Here is a 21,847-nt window from a genome sequence, read left to right on the forward strand (position 1 = left end):
CTTGCGCGTTTCCTTCCCCTATTGCTGCCCCTGCACTGGGAGCGGGGGCTCCTTTTCCGGCTGTTCAGGCGCGCGCCATGCGCGGCGTGGCAGGGGGCGTTGAGTGCCTTTGCGTTCCATCGACAAGAAAGGTCGTCAATGAATCTGATTTCCAGGCTTCCGCTCGTCGCTCTCGGGCTGGTCACTGCCCTGCCGATGGCGGGGCTTCCTGTCGCCGGAAGCGCAGCGTTCGCGCAGGCGATTTCGCCTGCTGTCGGCAAGCCGCTGCAACAGGCGCTGAACGCGGCCAAGGCCGGCAATACCGCCGCCGCCACCAATTATGTGAATCAGGCCCGTTCGGCCGCGAGCACCGCTGCGGAGCGCACGAAGGTTTCGCAGACGGCCGCCTATGTCTACACCCGCGCCGGTAACTACGGCGCCGCCGCCGCCGAGCTGGAGCGCGTCGGCGCCCCGGCCTCGCAGCTGGCCCCGCTCTATTATCAGGCCCGCCAGTACGACAAGGCGATCGCCGCCGCCCGCAAGTCCGGCCAGACGACGATTGTCGCCCAGTCCTATCTGCAGCAGGGCAAGCCCGCCGAAGCCGCCAAGATCTACCAGGACATGGTGAGCCGGAACCCGAACAATGTGAATGCGCTGCAGAACCTTGCCGCCGCGCAGAGCAAGATGGGGGACAAGAAGGGTTCGCTGGCCACCATTCAGAAGCTGATCCGGCTGGATCCGACCCCGGCGCGCTGGCGCGCCCTGCTGGTGGACATGAAGTCGGGCGCGATGTCGCGCGATTCCAAGCTGGCACTTTATCACCTGATGCGCGAGACGGGGAACCTGACGACGGCTGCCGACGTGCAGGAATTCGCCAAGCTGGCGATCGTGGCCGGCCAGCCCGGCGTCGCCGCGGACGTGGTGAAGACGGCCGGCGGTTCGGGCGTTCTGCCTGCCACCGATCCGATGACGGCAAAGCTCGTCGAAGCCGCCGCCAAGCGGCAGGCTGCGGCCCTTGCCGCTGCCCCGGCCGGTGCGAAGAACCCGGCAACCGCGCTGGCGGCCGGCAACGCCTTCCTCGGCGCTGGCCAATATCCGCAGGCGATCGCCGCCTTCACCACCGCACAGAAGGGTCCGAACGCGGGCGAAGCCGCCCTGTTCAAGGGCATCGCCCAGATCCGCGCCGGTCAGGCCGCGGCCGCCCGCCAGTCGTTCAAGGCGGTTCCCGCCGGTTCGGCCAGCGAGATCGCGGGCCTGTGGGATCTCTACGCCTCCACGAAGTAAGGCGTTTCGGTACCGGAAATCGAAGAGGGCCCCGGTTCGCGCCGGGGCCCTTTTTCTTGTCCTGTCAGCCCGGAAGGGCGATCAGGCTGATCTGGCGGCCATAATCCGCCTCGCCGGCAAGGGTTTTCCGGCGATAGCTGAAGAAACGGGCCGCATCCGCCTTCGTGTCCGCGCCAAGGCCTTCCGCCCGGGCAACCCCGGCCTCGGCCAGCCGTTTCAGGCAAAAGCCTTCCAGATCGAAGAAGGCGTGGCCGGCCCGGCCATCGGTGAAGAAGGCGCCATTGTCCGGGTCCGCCTGTTCGAAGCGGGCGCGGAAGGCATCGTCCACCTCGTAGGATCTGCGGCCGATGCAGGGGCCGACGGCGGCTGCGATCCGGTCGCGCCTCGCGCCCAGCCGCTCCATCAGATCGATGGTCGCGCCGATCACGCCGGTGAACGCGCCCTTCCAGCCAGCGTGGCACGCCCCGATCACCCGGGCCTCGACATCCTCGAACAGCAGCGGGGCGCAATCGGCGGTCAGGATACCCAGCACAAGGCCAGGGCGGTTCGTGACAAGGCCGTCAGCTTGTGGCCGCGCGTCATCCGGCCAGTCGCCGGCCTCCACGGCGTGCGCGCTGTGCACCTGGTGCAGCGTGACCAGCCGGGCCGTGGGGGCCACGGCATCCCGTGCGCGACGGCGATTCTCGTGCACATGCGCCGGATCATCGGAGGATCCCAGACCCACGTTCAGGCTGTCGAACAGGCCCTGTGAAACACCGCCCGTGCGGCCGAGAAATCCATGGGGAAAGCCGAGGGAGCCGGCGGTCAGGCGTGTGATCAAAGGGTCAGCCTCAGAATGCGGTCGTCATCGACGGTGGTGCCGACCACATAGGGATATTTCCCCACTTCCTCAAAGCCGTGGCGGTCATAGAAGCGCCGCGCCCGGTGATTTTCGACCCAGACGGTCAGGTACAGATCCTGAATGGCCCGCGCGCGGGCTTCCGCGATCGCCCATTCCGTCAGCGCGTCGGCGATTCCCGCGCCCTTGGCCGCCTCCGTCAGATAGAGCTGGCGCAGAACCCACCAGCGCCGCCCTTCCAGCAGATGGGGGATATGATCCTTCAGATCATAGGGGCCGAGCATGCAGTAGCCCAGCGGTTCGCCCCGCGGTCCTTCGGCCAGCATCACGGCATGGTCGTCGGCTGCGCAGGCCGCGCGGAAGCGCGCTTCGGAAGCATCCGCGAGGAATGCCGCGAGTTCCTCCGGTGGATAGAGATGGCCGAAGGTCGCCGTGAAGCTTTCGTGGAACAGTTGCCGCACGATTGCTGCATCGGGGGCGCCTGCGCGCCGAAGGGTGAAGCTCATACGCGGGTCATGCGACGGCCCGCCCCTGATGCACCTCGCGGTAATGCGCGCGCAGGCTCACCTTGTCGATCTTGCCGGACCCCAGCTTGGGCAGCGGCTGATCCACGACCCACACGCGCGCCGGTACCTTGAAGGCCGCCAGGTCACGCGCCACGAACTGCATGATCGCCTCGCCCTCCAGCGGTTCCCCACCCTTCGGATAGACGACCGCGCCGACGATTTCGCCCAACCGCTCGTCCGGCAGGCCGAACACCGAGGCTTCGGCGACGGCCGGATGGCTGTAGATCGCGGCCTCCACTTCGGCGGCTGCGATATTTTCGCCGCCGCGGATGATGATGTCCTTCTTGCGGTCGACGATGAAAAGATAGCCGTCCTCGTCGAGCCGGCCGAGATCGCCGGTGCGGAACCAGCCGTCGCGGGTGAAGGCGGACGCCGTCGCTTCCGGCTTGTTCCAGTAGCCGCGCACATTGGCGACGGAACGGATGCACACCTCGCCCACTTCGCCCGCGCCCAGCGGGTTCATCCCGTCGTCGAAGATCGCCAGCTCCACGAGCGGCTTCGAGGCGCGGCCGGTGGACTCGGGCCGCAGCCGGTAGTTCTCGCGGATGTTGCCCGCGCCCACGCCGTTGGTTTCCGTGAGGCCGTAGCCGATGGCCGGGTTCTTGCCGGGGAAGGCCTCCGCCAGCCGGCCCACATGCTCGGCCGGGCGCGGCGCGCCACCGCCGGCGATGTCCAGCAGGGAGGAGAGATCATATTTGTCCCGGTCGGGATGCTGCATCAGCTCCAGGCTCATGGTGGGCACGCCCACGAAATAGGTGGCGCGCTCCTTCTCGATCAGTTGCAGCGCCTCGCCCGCATCCCAGCGATACATGATCACCAGCTTGCGGCCGATGGCGATGGAAACCAGAAGCACCGGCACCAGGCCTGTGATGTGGAACAGCGGCACGTTCAGCAGCATCACCTGCTGCGCCGGCAGTTCCGTGCCGGCCGCCTGCGCCAGCTGCAGCATGGAAAGGCCCTGCACCAGATAGTTCATCGAACCCGACACGATGGCGCGATGGGTGGAAACGGCCCCCTTGGGCGCACCGGTCGAGCCCGAGGTGTACATGATCGTCGCGTCATCTTCCGGGTAGATCGGCGGCAGATACCAGGGCGCGGGCGGCGACGCGGCAATCGCATCCTCCAGCGTTTCCGCGCCCAGCTGCGCGGCCACCTGATGGCTGGTGCGCACGGCGACAACGGTGACGTCCAGCCCCTCGATCTCGCGGATCCGGCGCAGCCGTTCTTCGTCCGCAAACACCAGCCGGGTGCCCGAATCGCGGATGCCATAGGCCAGCTCGTCGGATTTCCACCAGGCGTTCATCGGCACCACCACCGCGCCCACCATCACGGCGGCCAGGAAGGTGGAAACCCATTCCGGATAGTTGCGCATGGCGATCGCGATGCGATCGCCCTTGGCGATGCCGTGGCGCGCCTGAAGCGCGGCCGCGATCTTCACCGATTGCGCCTGCACATCGGCAAAGGTGAACCGCTCGCCCTGATAGACGATGAACTCCTTGTCGGCGTTGGTCGCCAGGAAGAAGGCCAGATAGTCCCGCAGCGACTGCGGCGCCGCTTCGAACACGGGATAATCCACACCCCGGATGTTGGCGGTGCCCAGCGCAAGCTGGCCGCCCGGCGCGGTGATGGCGGCGGTCGCCGCGTCGATTGCCTTGTCGAGATCGGTCAGGGCCATGGTCGTCCTCTAGTAATTCAGCAACTGGGCGACGCGGTCGCCGTGGAAGGCATTGTCCCCGAAGGTTTCGGCCGCGGCGCGCGCCCGCTTCATGTAGAAGCCGATGTCGAATTCGTCCGTCATGCCGATGCCGCCGTGCATCTGCACCGCCTCGTTGGTGGCCAGCTTCGCGACATCGCCTGCCTTGGCCTTCGCCAGCGCCACGAACAGGGCGGCGCGCTCGTCGCCCTCGTCCAGCGCGGTCAGCGCCTTCAGGGTCACGGAACGGGCCAGCTCGATTTCGCAGAACAGGTGCGCGGCGCGATGCTGCAGCGCCTGGAAGGTACCGATCTTCACGCCGAACTGTTCGCGCTGCTTCAGATAATCCACCGTGGTGTCGAAGCTCTGCGCGGATACGCCCAGCATTTCGGCCGCCAGACAGGCCCGTCCGGCGTCCAGCGCGGCTTCCAGGATCGCGAAGCCGCCGCCGATGGCGCCCAGCACGTCCGCGCCATCCACCTGCGCGCCGTCCAGCGTCACCTCGGCGGCGTTGCGGCTGTCCACCATGGAGCGGCGCTTCACGCCCACGCCCGCCGCCTTCGGATCGACGAGGAACAAGGTGATGCCGGCCTTCTCGTCGTCCGCGCCGGATGTACGGGCCACGACGATCAGCCTGTCGGCCACATGGCCGTCCAGCACGAAGGGCTTGGCGCCCGTCAGCCGGAACCCGTTGCCCGATGCTTCCGCCTTCGTGGAGACGGCAGCCGGCTGGTGCCGGGCCTTCTCGTCGGCGGCCAGCGCCACGATCAGCTCGCCGGCGGCGATCTTCGGCAGCAGCGCCGCCTTCTGATCCTCATTGCCGCCCCTCGCGATCGCGGTGGCGGACAGGATGGCGGCCGACAGGAAGGGGGACAGCGAAAGATTGCGGCCGATCGCTTCCTGGATCAGCCCGGCGGCCACCATGCCCAGCCCGGCACCGCCGAACTGCTCGGGAATGGCGACACCGGCGAAGCCCATTTCCGCCATCTTCGCCCACAGACCGCGGTCGAAGCCGTCGGCGTCTGCGGTGTCGCGCAGCTTCCGCAACTGCGACACCGGGGCATGTTCGGCGAAGAAGCCGTCTGCGGATTCCTTCACCATCCGCTGTTCGTCGTTCAGGACCAATGCCATCTGATCAGGCCCCCGGAAGCTGGAGAACGCGCTTGGCGATGATGTTCAACTGCACTTCCGATGTTCCTCCCTCGATGGAATTGGCGCGGCTGCGCAGCCAATCGCGCGCAAGTGCGCCGTCGTAGCGTTCCTCCCCCTCCCAGGTGAGGCCGTCCGAGCCCTGGATCGACATCAGCAGTTCCTGCCGGTTCTTGTTCAGCTCGGTCCCGTAATATTTCAGCATGGAGGAAAGGGCGCCCACGCCCTGCCCTGCCTTCGCTTCGTCCTTCACCCGCTCCATCGTCAGCGCGAAGGCGAAGGCGTCGATCTCGTGCCGGGCGATATCGGCCCGCAGCAGGCTGTCCTTCAGCCGCCCCTCGCCGTCGGTGCCGATCGCCTTCTTCGCGATCTGGTGCATCGAATCCCGCCCCGGGGATCCCATATCGCCGATCATCTCCCGCTCGTGCGTGAGGAGATATTTGGCGATGTCCCAGCCCTTGCCGCGCGTGCCGACCAGATTTTCGGCGGGCACGCGGACATTGTCGAAGAAGGTCTGGCAGAAGGGCGAATAGCCCGAGATCAGCTTGATCGGGCTGGTGGAAACGCCGGGGCTTTCCATGTCGAACAGCAGGAAGCTGATTCCCAGATGCTTGGGCGCGTCCGGATCGGTGCGGACAAGGCAGAAGATCCAGTCCGCCTTGTCGGCGTAGCTGGTCCAGATCTTGGAGCCGTTCACCACATATTCGTCGCCCTCCAGAATGGCGGAGGTGCGCAGGCTGGCAAGGTCAGACCCGGCGCCCGGTTCGCTGTAGCCCTGGCACCAGCGGATCTCCCCGCGGGCGATCTTCGGCAGATGTTCCTTCTTCTGCGCCTCGTTGCCATATTTCAGCAGGGCCGGGCCCAGCATCCAGATGCCGAACGAGGAGAGCGGCGGCCGCGCCCGGATGCGGCGCATTTCCTGCAGCAGGACCTTGGCCTGGTCCTTCGAAAGGCCGCCGCCGCCATATTCCGTCGGCCATTCGGGCACCGTCCACCCCTTCGCAGCCATGCGCTCCAGCCACTGCTTCTGCGCCTCGCTGCGGAACTTCCACTTGCGCCCGCCCCAGCACATGTCGTTGTCGCCGCCGGGCGGCGTCCGCATCTCGGCGGGGCAATTTTCCTCCAGCCATGCACGGGTTTCCGCGCGGAAGGCCGCGAGTTCGGGCGTTTCGTCCATTATCCTGTCTCTCTCCCAAAAGCGCTCTCGCGCTCTCTCCTTACAGCCGATATGAAGCGCGGCATGGAATTTTTCCAGACACCTGTCGAATGGGCGAGCCTCGGGCTCGACCCTGTCGCCCTCCAGATCGGGCCGCTCGCCCTGCGCTGGTACAGCCTCGCCTATATCGTCGGCATCGTCGCCGGCTGGTGGCTGCTGCTGCGCATGGTCAGAAGGCCCGGTTCCCCCATCACGGCGAAGCATGTGGACGACCTCGTCACCTGGTGCACGCTGGGCGTCATCCTGGGCGGGCGGCTTGCCTATGTGATCTTCTACAACCCGTCCCAGTATCTCCAGAACCCGATGGATGTCTTCAAGCTGTGGGAAGGCGGGATGAGCTTCCACGGCGGACTGGCGGGCGTGATCCTCGCCATCCTCCTCTATGCCCGGTCGCAGGGGCTCTCCGCGCTCAGGATCCTCGATTATGTGGCCGTCGTCACGCCGATCGGCCTGCTGCTGGGGCGGTTCGCCAATTTCGTGAACGGGGAATTGTGGGGCCGGCCGACGGACGGCACCTGGGGCATCATCTTCCCGGATGCCGGGCCCGATCCCCGCCACCCTAGCCAGCTGTATGAAGCCGCGCTGGAAGGCGCGCTGCTGCTGATCGTGCTGACCTTCCTGTTCTGGGGCACAAGGGCGCGGCTGAAGCCGGGGCTGCTGGGGGGCGTGTTCATCCTGGGCTATGGCCTGTCGCGCTTCGCCATCGAATTCTTCCGCGAACCCGACGCCCAGCTCGGCGTCCTGTCGTTCGGCCTCACCATGGGGCAGGTGCTGACGCTGCCGATGATCCTGGCCGGGTTGTGGCTGCTGGCCACGCTGAACCGGCGGGAAACCGCCGCCGAGACAGCCCCGGCGTGAACCCGGACATCGCCGACCTGCTGCGCCGCGAAGGGCCGCTGCCGCTGGCGCGCGTGATGGCGATCGCGGCGGATCATTATTACGCCACGCGGGAACCCTTCGGCGTGGCGGGCGATTTCGTGACGGCGCCCGAAATCAGCCAGATGTTCGGGGAACTGATCGGTCTGTGGCTGGCCGATCTGTGGCTGCGCGCCGGATCGCCCGCGCCCGTGATCCTGGCGGAGCTGGGGCCGGGGCGGGGAACGCTGATGGCGGATGCGCTGCGCGCCATCGACCGGGCCGCGCCGGGGTTGCGGGCCGCGCTTTCGGTGCATTTCGTGGAAAAGAGCCCCCGGTTGCGCGCCCTTCAGGAAAAGGCGGTGCCCGGGGCCAGCTGGCACGACGATCTTTCCACCCTGCCCGCCGACGCGCCGCTGCTGCTGGTGGCGAACGAGTTCCTCGACGCCCTGCCGCTCACCCAGTTCGAGCGGGTGGAGGATGGCTGGGTGATGCGCCGCGTGGAGATGACCGCGCGCGGGCCGCGCTGGGATCGCAGCGTCGGCGCCAATCTGGCCTTCCTGCCGGCGGAAATCCGCGATGCGCCGCCGGGGAGTGTGCATGAACGCAACTTCGGCGCCGAGCAGGTGGCCGCCGCCGTGGCGCGCCGGCTGGCGGCGCAGGGCGGCGCGGCGCTGTTCATCGACTATGGCTATGCCGGCCCCGCCACCGGCGACACGCTGCAGGCGCTGAAGGGCGGGCGCTTCGCCGACGCGCTGGAGACGCTGGGCGAGGCGGACATTTCCGCCCATGTCGATTTCGCCGCCATCGCCCGGGCGGCGGCGGCGCATGCCCGGGTTTTCGGCCCTGAGGCGCAGGGGCTGTTCCTGAATGCGATCGGCCTTCCCGACCGGGCCGAGGCGCTGAAGCGGCTGGCCAGCCTGGAGCGCCGGGCCGAGATCGAGGCGGCGCGGGTGCGCCTGTGCGCCGCCGGCGCCATGGGCAGGCTGTTCCAGGTGCTGGGAATTATCGGCCGTGACTGGCCAGTTCCGGCCGGATTCCCTACATTGCAGGAATGACAGATTCTGCCGCCAAGCTCGCCGCCCTCCGCGCCACCCTGAAGGCCGAGGGCCTCGATGGGTTCATCGTTCCGCTGACGGACGAGCATATGTCGGAATATGTCGGCGCCTATGCCCAGCGACTGGGCTGGCTGACGGGCTTTCAGGGCAGCGCAGGGTCGGCCGCCGTGCTGACGGCGGGCCCGGCCGATGCGGGCCCGGCCCGCGGCGCCGCAATCTTCGTGGACGGGCGCTACACGATCCAGGTGCGGGCGCAGGTGGATGGCGATCTGTACGAATATCGCGCCGTCCCGGCCGAGCCGCTGCACCTGTGGCTGGCCGAAAACGCCGCCCCCGGCGCGCGCATCGGCTATGATCCCTGGCTGACGACACGCAACTTCCTGCGCACGGCCGAAGCCGCGCTTGAGGCGAAGGGCATCCGGCTGGTGCCCGTTGCGACGAACCCGGTGGATGTCGTCTGGACCGACCGGCCCACGCCTCCGATGGGCGCCGCGGAGATTCACGGCGCGGAATTCTCGGGGCGCAGTTCAGCCGACAAGCGTGCGGAGATCGCCGCAGACCTGAAGAAGGCCGGCGCGAACGCGGTGCTGCTGACGGCGCTCGATTCGATCGCCTGGACCTTCAACATCCGCGGTCGTGATGTCGCCCGGACGCCCGTGGTCCGTGCCTTCGCGATCGTGCGCGACGATGCGACCGCCACGCTGTTCACCGCGCCCGCGAAGATCCCGGCCGAGGTCGCCGCGCATCTGGGGCCGGACGTGACGATCCAGCCCTATGAAGCCTTCGGCCCCGCGCTGGAGGCGCTGGAGGGCGCGGTGATGCTGGACCCGGCCTGGTCGGTCGCCGCGATCTTCGAGGCCCTGGGGCGCGGACAGGCCCGGATCATCGAGGCGCGCGACCCCACCATCCTGCCCAAATCCGCGAAGAACCCGGTGGAGCTGGACGGCATGCGCGCCGCCCATGTGCGCGACGGCGCGGCCATCGCCAAGTTCCTGCACTCGCTGGAAACGGCGCTGCCCGCCGACGAGATCGATGCGTCGGACCGGCTGGAGGCCTTCCGCCGGGAATCGAACCTGCTGAAGGACCTGTCGTTCGACAGCATTTCCGCCGTGGGGCCGAACGCGGCCCTGCCGCACTACCGGTCCGAGCCGGAAACGAAGCGCGCTTTCGCGGGCGAGACGATCTACCTGATCGATTCGGGCGGCCAGTATCCCGACGGCACCACCGACATCACGCGCACCGTGGCGCTGGGTACGCCGACGGCGGAAATGAAGGACCGCTACACCCGCGTGCTGAAGGGCCATATCGCGCTTGCCGTTGCCCGCTTCCCCCGGGGCACACGCGGCGGGCAGCTGGATATCCTGGCGCGGCAGTTCCTGTGGTCGGCCGGGCTGGATTACGCCCATGGCACCGGCCATGGCGTCGGCCACTTCCTGGGCGTGCATGAAGGCCCGCAGCGAATCGCGGCTGCTGTCGGCGCGCCGGGGGTTGAGGAAGTTCTGCTGCCGGGCATGGTGCTTTCGAACGAACCGGGATTCTACAAGGCCGGCGACTATGGCATCCGCATCGAGAATCTGGTGATCGTCGTGGAAGACAGCCGCCCGTCGGACGAACAGCCGATGCTGGCCTTCGAGACAATCACCCTTGCCCCCATCGACAAGCGGCTGATCGACCCGGGGCTGCTGACACCTGCCGAGGTCGGCTGGCTCGACGATTACCACGCCCGTGTCCGCACTGCGCTTGAGCCCCAGCTGGACGGTCCAGCGCGGGACTGGCTGCTTGCCGCGACCGCTCCGCTCCTCGTCGAGGCGCGGGCGGCGGCATGAGGGAACTGGCAGAGACCCTCGTCCGCCCCCTCGACCTCGCGCGCACGGCGCCATTCTGGAGCTGGCTGGCGCCGGCGGCCGCCGTGCTTGCGCTGGCGCTGCTTCATGGCCGTTCGTCGGAGATTTCCATCGCGCTGTTCCTGGGGGCGCTGCTGATCCCTGCGGTTCTCGCCGCCGTCCACCATGCCGAAGTGATCGCGGTGCGAGTGGGGGAACCGTTCGGCACGCTGGTTCTGGCGCTTGCCGTCACCGTGATCGAATGTGCCCTGATCGTGACGCTGATGCTGGCGAAACCCGATACGTCGGCCGCGCTTCTGCGTGACACAGTCTATTCTGCGGTGATGATCATCCTGGCGGGCGTCGTGGGGCTGTGCATCACCGTGGGCGCCGCGCGACATCATGTGCAGCGCTTCGGCCTGCACGGTGTCTCGGCCGCCACGACGACGCTGGCGGCCCTCGCGGTGCTGGTGCTGGTGCTGCCGAACTTCACCACCTCCACGATGGGGCCCACCTACACCAGTTCGCAACTGATCCTGGTGGGGGCGGCCAGCCTGGTGCTGTGGCTGCTGTTCGTGGTGGTGCAGACGGTCCGCCACCGGGATTATTTCCTGCCAGAGGATGGCGGCGCGGACGATCACCATGACGCCGGCAGCATCACCGCCAGCCAGATGTGGCTGGCGCTGGGCTTGCTGCTGGTCAGCCTGGTGACGGTGGTTCTGCTGGCCAAGACCCTGTCGGACCCGCTGGCCGCGGCCATCGTGAAATCGGGGGCGCCGCTGTCTGCCGTCGGCGTGGTGATCGCCGGCGTTGTCCTGCTGCCCGAAGGGATCGCGGCCGTCCGCGCAGCCCGGAACAACCGCCTGCAGACCAGCCTGAACCTCGCGCTGGGGTCCGCGCTCGCCACCATCGGCCTGACGGTGCCGATCATCGCCGGGCTGTCCGTCTTCTTCGACTGGACCCTTGTGCTCGGCCTGGACGCCAAGGGCATCACCCTGCTGTCGCTCACGCTGCTCGCTTCGTCGATGTCGCTGTCGACAGGGCGGACGACCGTGCTGCAAGGGGCGGTGCATCTGGTGATCTTCGCCTTCTTCCTGTTCACGTCGTTCGCGCCCTGATCCGCGCCGGCCGGGTGATTTCCATCCATCGAACGGAAACCTCGCCCGGCTATTTCAACCATCTCCCCCCCCCAAACAGACGGAGACTTCGCATGCCTGCAAACTTCTCGCTTCCCCCGTTGCCGTTCGCGCCCGACGCGCTGGCGCCCGCGATCTCGGCTGACACCTTCGCCCAGCACCATGCCGGCCACCACAAGGCCTATGTGGACAAGCTGAATTCGCTGGCCGACGCGAACGGGTTCACCGATGCCAGCCTGCTGGACATCATCCGGGAAACCGCCGACGCCGATCCGCAGGACATTTCCGAACAGGTTTCGGCGGGCGACATCTTCGTGCACGCCGCGCAGCACTTCAATCATGCCTTCTACTGGAAGAGCCTGAGCCCCGACGGGGGCGCGCCCGAAGGCAAGCTGCTGGCCGCCATCGAGCGGGACTTCGGCTCTGTCGAGGATCTGAAGGCGGCCATCGTGGCGGCCGGCGTGGATCATTTCGCCAGCGGCTGGGTCTGGCTGGTGGCCGACGAGGACGGCCGGCTGGAAGTGATGGGCGGCCATGACGCCCAGACACCGGTGATCGACGAGGATCTGAAGCCGATCCTGGTGCTGGATGTGTGGGAACATGCCTATTATCTGGATCACCAGCGCGCCCGGAAGGCCTATCTGGATGCGGTCACGGCAAAGCACCTGAACTGGGCGTTCGCCGCCGAGGCCTATGCCGCCGACAGCGTCGAAGACCTGGACCTGGGTATCGGAAACGGCTGATCCGACCTGCGGTTCGCGGCCTTCAGGTAAGCGCCGCGAACCGCTCCACGGAAACCGTCGGGCCGGAAACGATCAGCAGGTCCGACAGATAGACGACTGTATCCGGAACGGCCTGGATGAAGGGCTCCCGCGGGCGCTTCACGCCCACGATCGTCACGCCATGGGCCTTGCGCACATCGGTCGCCATCAGGCTCTTGCCCGCCATGAAGCGGGGCACGCGCGTCTTCACGATGGCGAAGCCGTCGTCGAACTCGATGAAATCCATCATCTTGCCTGTCACCAGATGGGCGACGCGTTCGCCCATTTCGGCTTCGGGATAGACGACATGCGCGGCCCCCACCCGTTCCAGGATGCGACCGTGATTGGCGTTCACCGCCTTCGCCCAGATGTCGCGGCAACCGGCATCGGCCAGCGCCACCACCGTCAGCACGCTCGCCTCGATGTCCGATCCGATGCCGACCACGGCATGCGCCATTTCCCCGGCGCCCAGTTTTCGCAGCGCCGCGGGATTGGTGGTGTCCGCCTGAACCACATGGGTCAGTTCCTCGGACATCGACTGGACGACCTCCATCGCCTGATCCACGCCCAGCACCTCGTGCCCCATGCGCGTCAGCGACCGCGCGACCGACGTGCCGAACCGGCCCAGGCCGATCACCATCACCGGCGGGGCGCCCCTTGCTGCGTCAGCCGACAATCGGTTTCTCCTCTGGGTAGCGGATGGGCGAATGACGCATCCGGGTTGCAAGCGCGGTGGCGAGCGACACGGTGCCGACACGTCCCACATACATCATGATCACAAGCACCAGCTGCCCGCCGGGCGGCATGCTGGCGGAAAGCCCGGTCGACAAGCCGACGGTTGCGAAGGCGGAAATCACTTCGAACATGATCTTTTCCACCGGGGCGTCCACGAAGCTGGCCAGAACCAGCAGCGCGAGAGAGACGGCGCCGACCGCGGTGAGTGTGACGGCGACCGCCTGGCGCTGCACATTCGGGCAGATACGGCGGCGGAAGGCGACGGAATCGGACTGGCCCCGGATCTCGCTGAGCACCACGAAGCCCAGCAGCAGGAAGGTGGTGATGCGGATGCCCCCCGCAGTTGAGGCGCTGCCCCCGCCGATCAGCATCAGCGCGGAAGAGATCAGCGTGGAATCCGCCCCCATCGCCGCCGTGTCGTGCAGGTTGAACCCGCCGGATCGCGTCATCACCGAATGGAACAGCGCGCCCAGCAGCCGTTCCGACAGGCCGGCCTTCCCGAGGGTCGCGGGATTGTTCCATTCGAACAGAAGGATCGCGGCCATCCCGATCAAGGTCAGCCCAAGGCTGCCCCACAAGGTCAGCTTGGTATGGATCGACCAGCCCTGCGGCCGGCGCCATTCCCGCCTGAGTTCCAGCAGCACGGGAAAGCCGATGCCGCCCAGGATCACGCCGATCATCAGCGGAATGCCCAGCAGCCAGTCACCGGAATGGGCGGCCAGGCCTTCGGGCAGGGTGGAAAAGCCGGCGTTCACATAGGCCATCACCGAATGGAACAGGCCCTGCCAGAGGGCCTGCCCCGGCGGCATGCCATAGCCGAGGAAGCGCAGCGTCAGCCACAGGGCGAGGATCGCCTCCGTCACCAGCGTCACCGCCAGCACCAGCCGCAGCACGGTGCGCACGTCGCCAAGATCAAGGCTCTTCATCTCGCTCTGCGCCAGCAGGCGGCTTTTCAGCCGAAGCTGCCGGGTGACGAGAAGGCCCAGCAGGGTGGCGCCCGTCATGATGCCGATGCCGCCCGCCTGCGCCAGAAGCAGCAGAACGAAATGCCCGAAGGGGGACCAGTAGGTGGGCGTATCCACCACCGTCAGGCCGGTCACGCAGAAGGCCGACGTGGCCGTGAACAGCGCCACGATCAGCGGGGCCCCGCCTTCGCCCGAAAGCCCGCCTGCGCGCGAAACCGGAAGCGCCAGCAGCAGCGTGCCAACCGCGATCCCGATGAGGAAGGCGAGCGGGATCGCACGCTCCGGGTGCGCGACGGCCCGGCGGCCTTGTCCCAACGATGCGGAAGCCCCTGTCACCACGGCCAAGCCGTGCCACGACGGCGGGCCTGGCGCAACGGACGACAGCTGCGGTTCGGGCCTTGCCAGGCGGCCTTTGCAACCGGCGCGCTGCATCCTAGGCTGGTTGCCATGCTGTTCAAACGACTCGCGCAGGCCGCGCTTTTCGCCATTGCCTTCACCCCGGCGTCCGCAGCCGACATTCCCATCGGCGAGCTGCCCGACATCGCCCGACCGACGGCCTACCGGCTGGATCTCGCCATTGATCCGCGCAAGGCGGATTTTTCCGGCGTGGCAGAGATCGATATCGAGACGAAGGCTCCGCTCAGCCAGCTCCACCTGCATGGCAACGGTCTGGAAATGCTGTCGGCCGAAGCGATCACGGGCCGGATGGCGCCCAATCCGGCCAGCTACCGGCAGGTGCACCCCACAGGCGTCGCGCTCGTCAGCTTCCAGAGACCTCTTGCCCCCGGGCGCCACACCCTGCGCTTCCGTTACACCGCCCCCTTCATGACCAGCACGGCGGGCCTCTACAAGGTGGAGGTGGGCGGCGCGCCCTATGCCTGGACACAGTTCCAGGCCATTGATGCGCGGCGCGTCTTCCCGGGCTTCGACGAGCCGCGCCACAAGACGCCCATCCATGTGCAGATCACCGCGCCCGAAGGAATGAAGGCCTTCTCCAACGGCCCGGAAACGACCGCGACGCCGCAGCCCGGCGGCATGGTCCGTCACGCATTCGCCGCGATCGGCCCGATGCCGACCTATCTGGTCTCGCTCGCCGTGGGGGATTTCGACGTGGTGGAAGGCACGATCCCGCCCAACGCCGTGCGCAAGACGGCGTTGCCGTTCCGCAACATCGCCACGAAGGGCCAGGCCGGACGCCTGGGTTTCGCAACGGCCGAAACGCCCAAGTTGCTGGAGCGGCTGGAGACCTGGTTCGGAACCCCCTATCCCTGGCCCAAGCTCGACCAGATCGCCTCGCCGATCCACGGCGGCGCGATGGAGAACAGCGGCCTGATCGTCTATGATGACACCCTGTTGTTGCTGGGCAGGGATGCGCCGCCATCACAGGCACGGCAGTTCGGCATCGTGGTTGCCCATGAACTGGCGCACCAGTGGTTCGGCAACGCCGTCACGCCGCGCTGGTGGGACGACATCTGGCTGAACGAGAGTTTTGCCGAATGGATGGGCAACGAGATCGCCGGCCAGTGGCGGCCGGATCTGGGGGTCGGCGCCGACCAGCTGGCGGGCGCCCTTGGCGCGATGGACGAGGACAGCCTGGAAGTGGGCCGGCCCATCCGGCAGCCGATCACCGACTCCGCCGAGATCAATGCCGCCTTCGATTCCATCACCTACCAGAAGGGCGGCCAGACCATTCGCATGATGTCGGCCTATGTCGGCGACGGAAAATGGCAGCAGGGCGTTCGTCTGCATCTGGCGCGCAACTGGAACGGCACCGCGACTGCCGACAATTTCTTCGCGAACATCGCCGAAGGCGCAGGTGATCCGCGGCTGGTGCCGGCCTTCCGCAGCTTCGTGGACCAGCAGGGCGTTCCACTGGTGACCTTCCGTCCGGGCTCGGACGGCGGCTATTCGCTGGCCCAGTCGCGCTATCGCCCGATCGGGGTGAACACCCCGGATGCGCTGTGGAAGGTGCCGGTCTGCGCCTCCTCGGGCGAGGGGCGGCAGTGCACGCTGCTCGACCAGCCGGCCGGGACGCTTGCGCCGGTGCGCGGCACGGCCCCCTGGGTTGCGGGCAATGCCGCAGGCGCCGGTTATTATCGATACGATCTGCCCGCCGCAGACTGGCAGCGCCTGATCGCGGCCGGCCCTTCGCTGCCCACGCCAGAGGCGCTGACCAGCCTCGACAGCCTGTGGGCCAGCTTCCGTGCCGGCGGCGCCTCGTTCGAGGAACAGATCCGCGCGGCCCGCGCCTTCGCCACGCACGACGAGCGCCTGGTGGCGACCTTCCTGCCCTTCGAGATCATGACCCATGTGAAGCGCAGCGGTTCGGCCGCCGATATCGCGGCCGCGCGCGCGTTCGTGCGGGGACTGGCGGTGGCGCGGCTGGACGGGCTCGGTGTCGATCCGGCGCGGGGAAGCCATGGGTCCGACAGCACCGAAAAACGGCAACTGCGCCAGTCGCTGGTGCTGATGGCCGTGGGCGAAGGACAGGATCCGGCCCTCAGCGCGCGCCTGTCGGACGCTGCGCGCAAGGCGCTTGCCGGCGACGCCGCCGCTCTGGATCCGGGGATGCGCACAACCGCGCTGCGGGCGGCGCTGCGGGCGGATCCGGCGCTTGCCGACCGGCTGTTCGAGGCGTTGGTGCAATCCGACGAGCCGCTGTTCCGCCGCCAGGCCGCGAACGCGCTCGGCCTGGATGGCGGCCGCGCGATCCTTGACCGCATCGGCGACAAGCGGCTGCAGAATCTGGAAGCCACCGCCATCATCGGCGGCATGTTCGCCAACCCGGCGACCCGGGACCAGGCGATGACATGGCTGGAGCGAAATCTGGATGGCCTGAAGCCCCGCCTCGGCGGACTGCTGGGCCAGTTCGTCTCGATCACGACCAGCCTGTGCAGCGAAGCGGATGCAAAGCGGGTGGAAACCCTGTTCCGGCCGCGTCTTGCCGAACTGGGCATGGGCGAACTGGATCTTGTGCGCCCGCTGGGCACCATCCGCCAGTGCGCCGCGATCAGGGCGAAGCGCGGCGCCGAAGTCAGCGCCGCGCTGGCCCCTGCGGGGCGCTGAGGGTCAGGCCTTCAGCTTCGCCGCGATTTCGGCGGCGTGGCGGCCCAGGAAGCGGGCGCCATCCAGTTCATTCTGGCTGGGCTGGCGGCTGCCGTCTCCGTTTGCGATGGTGGTGGCGCCATAGGGCGCGCCGCCCGTAACTTCATCGTTCCGCATCTGCCCCTGGAAGCTGTAGGGCAGGCCGGTGATCACCATTCCGTGATGCATCAGGGTGGTCAGGATCGAGAAGAGCGTGGTTTCCTGCCCGCCATGCTGGGAAGCGGTGCTGGTGAAGGCGGCGCCCACCTTGCCGATCAGCTTGCCCTGGAACCACACGCCGCCGGTCTGGTCCCAGAAATTCGCCATCTGCGCGGCCACACGGCCGAAGCGGGTCGGGCTGCCCACGATGATCGCGTCATAGTCTTCCAGTTCGGCAACGGTGGCGACGGGCGCCTTCTGGTCCAGCTTGAAGTGGCTGGCCTTCGCCACTTCGTCCGGCACAAGCTCGGGCACGCGCTTCACCGCCACCTCGGCGCCAGCCGAACGCGCGCCCTCGGCGACGGCGTCCGCCATCGTCTCCAGATGGCCGTAGGACGAATAATAGAGGACGAGAACCTTGGTCATTGCAATTCTCCTTGCTTGAGAAACCGGGGCCCCACCGGCATGGCAGGGCCCGGGAAACGCTTCATTTCAGGGCATCGACGAGGACGATCTCGCTGTCGGCCAGCGCCTCGATCGTGATTTCATCGACATCGCGGATCGCCACGCCGTCGCGGGCCCGGGCTTCCTTCCCGTTTACGCGGAACGCCCCTTCGGCCCCGACAAGATAGCCCACCCGCCCCGGACCGAACCGGTAGCTTGTGCGGGTCCCCGCCTTCAGCGTGGCGCCCAGCACCCGCGCCGGTGTCTGGATCGGCAGCGCACCCTCGTCGCCCATCCCGCTCGCAAGCGGCACGAAAACGCCGGCGCGATCGCTCTTCGGAAACGGGCGCGCACCCCAGGCCGGTTTCGCATTCAGCGCTTCCGGAAGGATCCAGATCTGGAAGATGCGGGTCTCCTCGTCCTCCAGATTATATTCAGCGTGGCGCACGCCGGTTCCCGCGCTCATCACCTGCACGTCGCCCGCCTGGGTGCGGCCGCGATTGCCCATGCTGTCTTCATGGGTGATCGCCCCTGAACGGACATAGGTGATGATCTCCATGTCGCGGTGCGGATGCGGCGGAAAGCCGGATTGCGGCGCGATCACATCATCGTTCCACACCCGGATCGCGCCCCAGCCCATGCGGGCGGGTTCGTAATAATCGGCAAAGCTGAAGTGATGGTGCGCGTCCAGCCAGCCATGATTGGCGGCGCCGAGGGTTTCGAACGGACGGACTTCGATCATCTTTCGTCTCCTTGCATCCGGTTGCCCGGAACGGCCCTTCATTTGCGCATCCATTTGCGTTAGAAAAGTGGAAGGATCGAAAGGGATCGTTGCAGAAATGTTGGTTCCGGATTTCGAGGCATGGGATCTGTTCGTCGCCGTTGCCGAAGCGGGCAGCTTCGCGGGCGCCGCACGGGCCCGGAACCTGTCCGTCCCCACGGTTTCCCGCGCCGTCGCCCGGCTGGAGCAACGGCTGGGCGCGACCCTCTTCCATCGCACGTCGCGCCGCCTCTCCCTGTCGGCCCTTGGGCAGGAGGCCCTGGGCGAAGCGCAGGCGCTGGTGCTGGCGGCGCAGAGGATGGAAGAGCGGCTGGGCGAGGCGACGAGCGTGCCGGCCGGGCAGATCCGGCTGGCGGCGCCGCTGGAATTCGGCCGCGCCCATATCGCGCCCCTGCTGCCCGAATTCCTTGCCCGTCATCCCCAGGTCTCGATCGACCTCAGCCTTGATGACGCGCGGATCGACATCGTTGCCACAGGGCATGATGTGGTGCTTCGGATCGGCCAGCTTGCGGATTCCAGCCTGATCGCCCGGCGTCTGTGCCCGGTGCAGCGCATCCTTGTGGCCAGCCCGGCCTATCTTGAGGCGCATGGACGCCCACGGCATCCGGCCGATCTCGCGAAACACCAGTGCCTGCTCTATTCGAACATGATGCCGCCCGATGTGTGGCGCTTTTCCGGGCCGGAGGGCGCGGATTACAGCGTGACGGTTTCCGGCCCCCTGCGCGCCAACGGCGGCGGGGCGCTGAACCCGGCCTGTCTGGCGGGCGCGGGTATCGCGCTGCAGCCCGATTTCCTGATAGCGGACCTGCTGGCGGACGGGCGGCTGGAGCCTTTGCTGTGCGACTGGCGGCCGCCGCCGCTCGGGCTCTACCTGATCACCCCACCAAGCCCGCTTCGCCCGCTGCGGGTGCGGTTGCTGATGGACTGGTTGTCGGAGCGGCTGCGTCAGCCGCCCTGGGCATGGGAGCCAGCCTCAGGCGGGCGGGATCGACCAGCCGCGCCATAGCCGCCGACAGCGGAGAGGCGACACCGCAGACAAGGGCCGCCACATGTTCGGCCAGCAGCGGTGCCAGCGCAAAACCGCGCCCGCCGAAGCCGCCCAGCACGAAAAGCCCATCGCCCAGCGCGCCCGCCACAGGCTGATGGTCGCCCGCGGCGGCGCGAACGCCCGCCGCGCCCCCCAGCGGCTTGCCCGCCAGCCGTGCGGCAATGTCCGGCATCCGCCGTGCCAGCCCCTCCAGATTGCGATCCTGATCCTCCGGGCGCACCGATGGATCGGAATCGCCCCGGTCGTGCGTCGCCCCGAACAGCAGGCCGTCATCCGTCGGCACGACATAGCCGCCCCAGCTGGCAGGAAGCCGATCGAGGGGGATTCCGGCGGTCGTCACCTGACCCCGGATCGGTCGCAGCGGCAATCCGGCCAGCGCCGCCGTTCCGAAGCCGGCGGCGATCACAACGGCGTCGAACGGGCCCACTCCGCCGATCCGCCAGCCGTCGGGTCCCCGCCTGGGCGCTTCCACCCGGGCAGCCTTCACATTCCCCAGCCAGCAGGCCCGCAGACGCGCAGGCGCCACCACCAGCGCATCGCCGAGAATCAGCCTGTCACCGTGCAGGGACAGGCTGCCCGGCGGAAACAGGCCGGAAGCTGAGGTTGCATCCGCCCGTCCGATCTCGCCCGGCTTCAGCAACCGTTCCGCCCCGCGCGCGATCACTGCGTCAGGGGCGGTGCGCTCGATCCGCTCGACTGCCCGGCGGAACGCCAGCGCATGCAGCGCCGCCCCGGCTTCGCTGCCCGCCGCCAGCCGGGGCGAAACCAGCGCGGCCGGATTGCCCGACGCCATCGGGCCATCGGCTACCATCACCGGTTCCAGGCCAAGGTCGCGCAGCGCCAGCGCCAGCGAGGCGCCCGCGATTCCTGCGCCGATCACGGCGACACGGGGGCGCGGCGGATCGGCGGCGGTACCGGGGCGCACGGCCTCCAGCCGTTCGCGCTTTCCCGTGAAGCCCGGCATCCGCATCACGGTGAAGCCCGCATCCGCCAGCCCGCGCCGCACCGCGCCCGCAACCGACCATGTGGCCGCCCGCCCGCCCGGCGCAGTCCGCGCCCCCACCAGCCGCAGGATTTCGGGCGTCCACATATCCGGGTTCTTCGCGGGGGAAAAACCGTCGAGGAACCAGGCGTCGGCCTGCCCTTCCCAGTCGGAAAGCGCAGCCGCCACATCATCGACAACCAGATCCAGCACGGCCCCCAGCCCCGGAAAGTCGATCCGGTGCAGGCCGCGCGCCCCCCTTGGCCATTGTGCCAGAAGCCTGGCGGACAATCCGGCAAGTTCGGGAAAGGCGGCCAGTGCGCGTGCCGCATCCGCCTTCGACAGCGGATACCCCTCCACCGAAAACAGGTGGAGGGTCTGGCCCGATTCCCGGCTTTCCGCCCACGCCGCCAGTACCGCCAGCATGTTCAGCCCGGTGCCGAAGCCCAGTTCCGCAACGGTGAAGCGCTGTCGCCCCCGCCAGCGATCCGGCAGACCGCAACCGGCCAGAAACACGGCCCGGCTCTGCGCCAGTGCCCCGCTTCGGGATGCATAGACATCCCCGAACCGGCGCGACACCAGCGCCCCCTCCTCCCAGGCGGCACCCGGGTCGGTCCCGGTCACTTTGGCGCGCGGCGCGCCGTTTCCACGGGCACGGGCTTCGCGATCATCTGCCCCTTCATCGCGCCCACGCCCTCGGTCGCGGAAACAGGGGCGGCAAGGATCTTCTTCACCACGTCCATCCCTTCCACCACGCGCCCGAAGGCAGCGAAACCGGCATTGTCGCCCTTGGCGGCCGGGTTGGCATCCAGCGTGGACAGATTGCCGATGATGATGAAGAAATCCGCCGCCGCCGTGCCGGGTGCAAGCCGCGCCATGGAAATGGTGCCATCCGTATGGCTCAGGCCCGTCTTCGTCGTCGGCTCGTGCGGGATCGGCGGCAGCAGCTTCTTCTGGTCGCGCTGGCCCGCCTGAATCAGGCCCAGATCGGGGCGCCCCGGAAAGGTCAGCGCGCGATAGAAGCTGATCCCGTCGAAGCGCTTCTGGTCCACATATTTCAGGAAATTGGCCGAGGTGACCGGCGCGCGCTCCACCTCCAGCTCGATCAGGATGGGGCCATGCGCCGTCTGCAGCTTCACGCGCTCGGTCTTCCACTGTTTCTCGGGCAGGGGCGGGGGGGCTTCCGAAACGGGTTGCGCAGGGGGCGTTTCGGCCTGCTGCGCGGCGGCGGGAAGGGCGAACAGCAGCAGCGCTGCGGAAAGGAACGGGCGAATCATGGCCCCAAGCGTAG

At 67.9% G+C, this 21,847-nt stretch carries 18 protein-coding genes and 1 pseudogene; 8 read left to right on the top strand and 11 right to left on the bottom strand.

Going from position 1 to position 21,847, the window contains the following annotated elements; genetic code table 11:
• Positions 1–138 precede the first annotated feature (138 nt).
• Positions 139–1,263: a tetratricopeptide repeat protein gene (locus ACW9TV_RS02055; RefSeq protein WP_494304205.1), complete on the top strand. Its 1,125-nt coding sequence runs from the start codon at positions 139–141 to the stop codon at positions 1,261–1,263.
• 64 nt (positions 1,264–1,327) lie between these two features.
• Here the strand turns inward: ACW9TV_RS02055 and pgeF are convergent, their stop codons facing one another.
• Genes pgeF through ACW9TV_RS02080 form a run of 5 tightly spaced genes read right to left on the bottom strand, consistent with a single transcriptional unit; the run spans position 1,328 to position 6,686 of the window.
• On the bottom strand, positions 1,328–2,083 hold the full coding sequence (gene pgeF, locus ACW9TV_RS02060; RefSeq protein ID WP_494304206.1) for a peptidoglycan editing factor PgeF: 756 nt from the start codon (positions 2,081–2,083) through the stop codon (positions 1,328–1,330).
• The gene (locus tag ACW9TV_RS02065) at positions 2,080–2,607 is read right to left on the bottom strand and encodes a GNAT family N-acetyltransferase (RefSeq protein ID WP_494304207.1); all 528 of its coding nucleotides are present in this window, start codon (positions 2,605–2,607) and stop codon (positions 2,080–2,082) included. Before ACW9TV_RS02065 ends, pgeF begins: the two co-directional genes overlap by 4 nt.
• Positions 2,608–2,614: 7 nt before the next feature.
• A complete protein-coding gene (locus ACW9TV_RS02070; RefSeq protein ID WP_494304208.1) occupies positions 2,615–4,342 on the bottom strand; it encodes a class I adenylate-forming enzyme family protein in 1,728 nt (575 codons plus the stop codon).
• Positions 4,343–4,351: 9 nt separating this feature from the next.
• On the bottom strand, positions 4,352–5,491 hold the full coding sequence (locus ACW9TV_RS02075) for an acyl-CoA dehydrogenase family protein (protein WP_494304209.1): 1,140 nt from the start codon (positions 5,489–5,491) through the stop codon (positions 4,352–4,354).
• A 4-nt stretch (positions 5,492–5,495) separates the two neighbouring features.
• A complete protein-coding gene (locus tag ACW9TV_RS02080; RefSeq protein WP_494304210.1) occupies positions 5,496–6,686 on the bottom strand; it encodes an acyl-CoA dehydrogenase family protein in 1,191 nt (396 codons plus the stop codon).
• 63 nt (positions 6,687–6,749) lie between these two features.
• Between ACW9TV_RS02080 and lgt the strand changes: the two genes are divergently transcribed.
• The 5 genes from lgt (at position 6,750) to ACW9TV_RS02105 (ending at position 12,340) form a co-directional block, all read left to right on the top strand.
• On the top strand, positions 6,750–7,583 hold the full coding sequence (lgt, locus tag ACW9TV_RS02085) for a prolipoprotein diacylglyceryl transferase (RefSeq protein ID WP_494304211.1): 834 nt from the start codon (positions 6,750–6,752) through the stop codon (positions 7,581–7,583).
• Positions 7,580–8,638: a class I SAM-dependent methyltransferase gene (locus ACW9TV_RS02090; protein WP_494304212.1), complete on the top strand. Its 1,059-nt coding sequence runs from the start codon at positions 7,580–7,582 to the stop codon at positions 8,636–8,638. Before lgt ends, ACW9TV_RS02090 begins: the two co-directional genes overlap by 4 nt.
• Complete coding sequence (locus ACW9TV_RS02095; RefSeq protein WP_494304213.1) at positions 8,635–10,464, top strand: aminopeptidase P family protein; 1,830 nt, start codon at positions 8,635–8,637, stop codon at positions 10,462–10,464. Before ACW9TV_RS02090 ends, ACW9TV_RS02095 begins: the two co-directional genes overlap by 4 nt.
• Positions 10,461–11,579 (top strand): calcium:cation antiporter, encoded by a 1,119-nt coding sequence (locus ACW9TV_RS02100; RefSeq protein WP_494304214.1) that lies wholly within the window; start codon positions 10,461–10,463, stop codon positions 11,577–11,579. Before ACW9TV_RS02095 ends, ACW9TV_RS02100 begins: the two co-directional genes overlap by 4 nt.
• Before the next feature lie 92 nt (positions 11,580–11,671).
• The gene (locus tag ACW9TV_RS02105; RefSeq protein ID WP_494304215.1) at positions 11,672–12,340 is read left to right on the top strand and encodes a superoxide dismutase; all 669 of its coding nucleotides are present in this window, start codon (positions 11,672–11,674) and stop codon (positions 12,338–12,340) included.
• Between the two features lie 22 nt (positions 12,341–12,362).
• Here the strand turns inward: ACW9TV_RS02105 and ACW9TV_RS02110 are convergent, their stop codons facing one another.
• Complete coding sequence (locus ACW9TV_RS02110) at positions 12,363–13,034, bottom strand: potassium channel family protein (RefSeq protein WP_494304216.1); 672 nt, start codon at positions 13,032–13,034, stop codon at positions 12,363–12,365.
• Positions 13,024–14,373 (bottom strand): TrkH family potassium uptake protein, encoded by a 1,350-nt coding sequence (locus ACW9TV_RS02115; RefSeq protein WP_494304217.1) that lies wholly within the window; start codon positions 14,371–14,373, stop codon positions 13,024–13,026. The genes ACW9TV_RS02110 and ACW9TV_RS02115 overlap by 11 nt, the downstream gene beginning before the upstream one ends.
• Before the next feature lie 132 nt (positions 14,374–14,505).
• Here ACW9TV_RS02115 and ACW9TV_RS02120 point away from each other — a divergent pair, with 132 nt between their 5' ends.
• On the top strand, positions 14,506–17,124 hold the full coding sequence (locus ACW9TV_RS02120) for a M1 family metallopeptidase (protein WP_494304218.1): 2,619 nt from the start codon (positions 14,506–14,508) through the stop codon (positions 17,122–17,124).
• A 3-nt stretch (positions 17,125–17,127) separates the two neighbouring features.
• Here the strand turns inward: ACW9TV_RS02120 and wrbA are convergent, their stop codons facing one another.
• Positions 17,128–17,727: an NAD(P)H:quinone oxidoreductase gene (wrbA, locus tag ACW9TV_RS02125; RefSeq protein ID WP_494304219.1), complete on the bottom strand. Its 600-nt coding sequence runs from the start codon at positions 17,725–17,727 to the stop codon at positions 17,128–17,130.
• A 61-nt stretch (positions 17,728–17,788) separates the two neighbouring features.
• The gene (locus ACW9TV_RS02130) at positions 17,789–18,487 is read right to left on the bottom strand and encodes a pirin family protein (RefSeq protein ID WP_494304220.1); all 699 of its coding nucleotides are present in this window, start codon (positions 18,485–18,487) and stop codon (positions 17,789–17,791) included.
• Between the two features lie 97 nt (positions 18,488–18,584).
• Here ACW9TV_RS02130 and ACW9TV_RS02135 point away from each other — a divergent pair, with 97 nt between their 5' ends.
• Positions 18,585–19,532, top strand: a complete 948-nt coding sequence (locus ACW9TV_RS02135) for a LysR family transcriptional regulator (RefSeq protein WP_494304221.1) — start codon at positions 18,585–18,587, stop codon at positions 19,530–19,532.
• 91 nt (positions 19,533–19,623) lie between these two features.
• Here ACW9TV_RS02135 and mnmC2 read toward each other — a convergent pair.
• Together mnmC2 and ACW9TV_RS02145 are read right to left on the bottom strand one after the other, a co-directional pair.
• Positions 19,624–21,180 (bottom strand): annotated as a pseudogene (mnmC2, locus tag ACW9TV_RS02140) (tRNA (5-methylaminomethyl-2-thiouridine)(34)-methyltransferase MnmC2); the annotation flags it as partial.
• Complete coding sequence (locus ACW9TV_RS02145) at positions 21,177–21,833, bottom strand: peptidylprolyl isomerase (protein WP_494304222.1); 657 nt, start codon at positions 21,831–21,833, stop codon at positions 21,177–21,179. The pseudogene mnmC2 and the gene ACW9TV_RS02145, both read right to left, overlap by 4 nt.
• Between the last annotated feature and the right edge of the window lie 14 nt (positions 21,834–21,847).

This window comes from Sandaracinobacter sp. T42, from assembly GCF_059115405.1.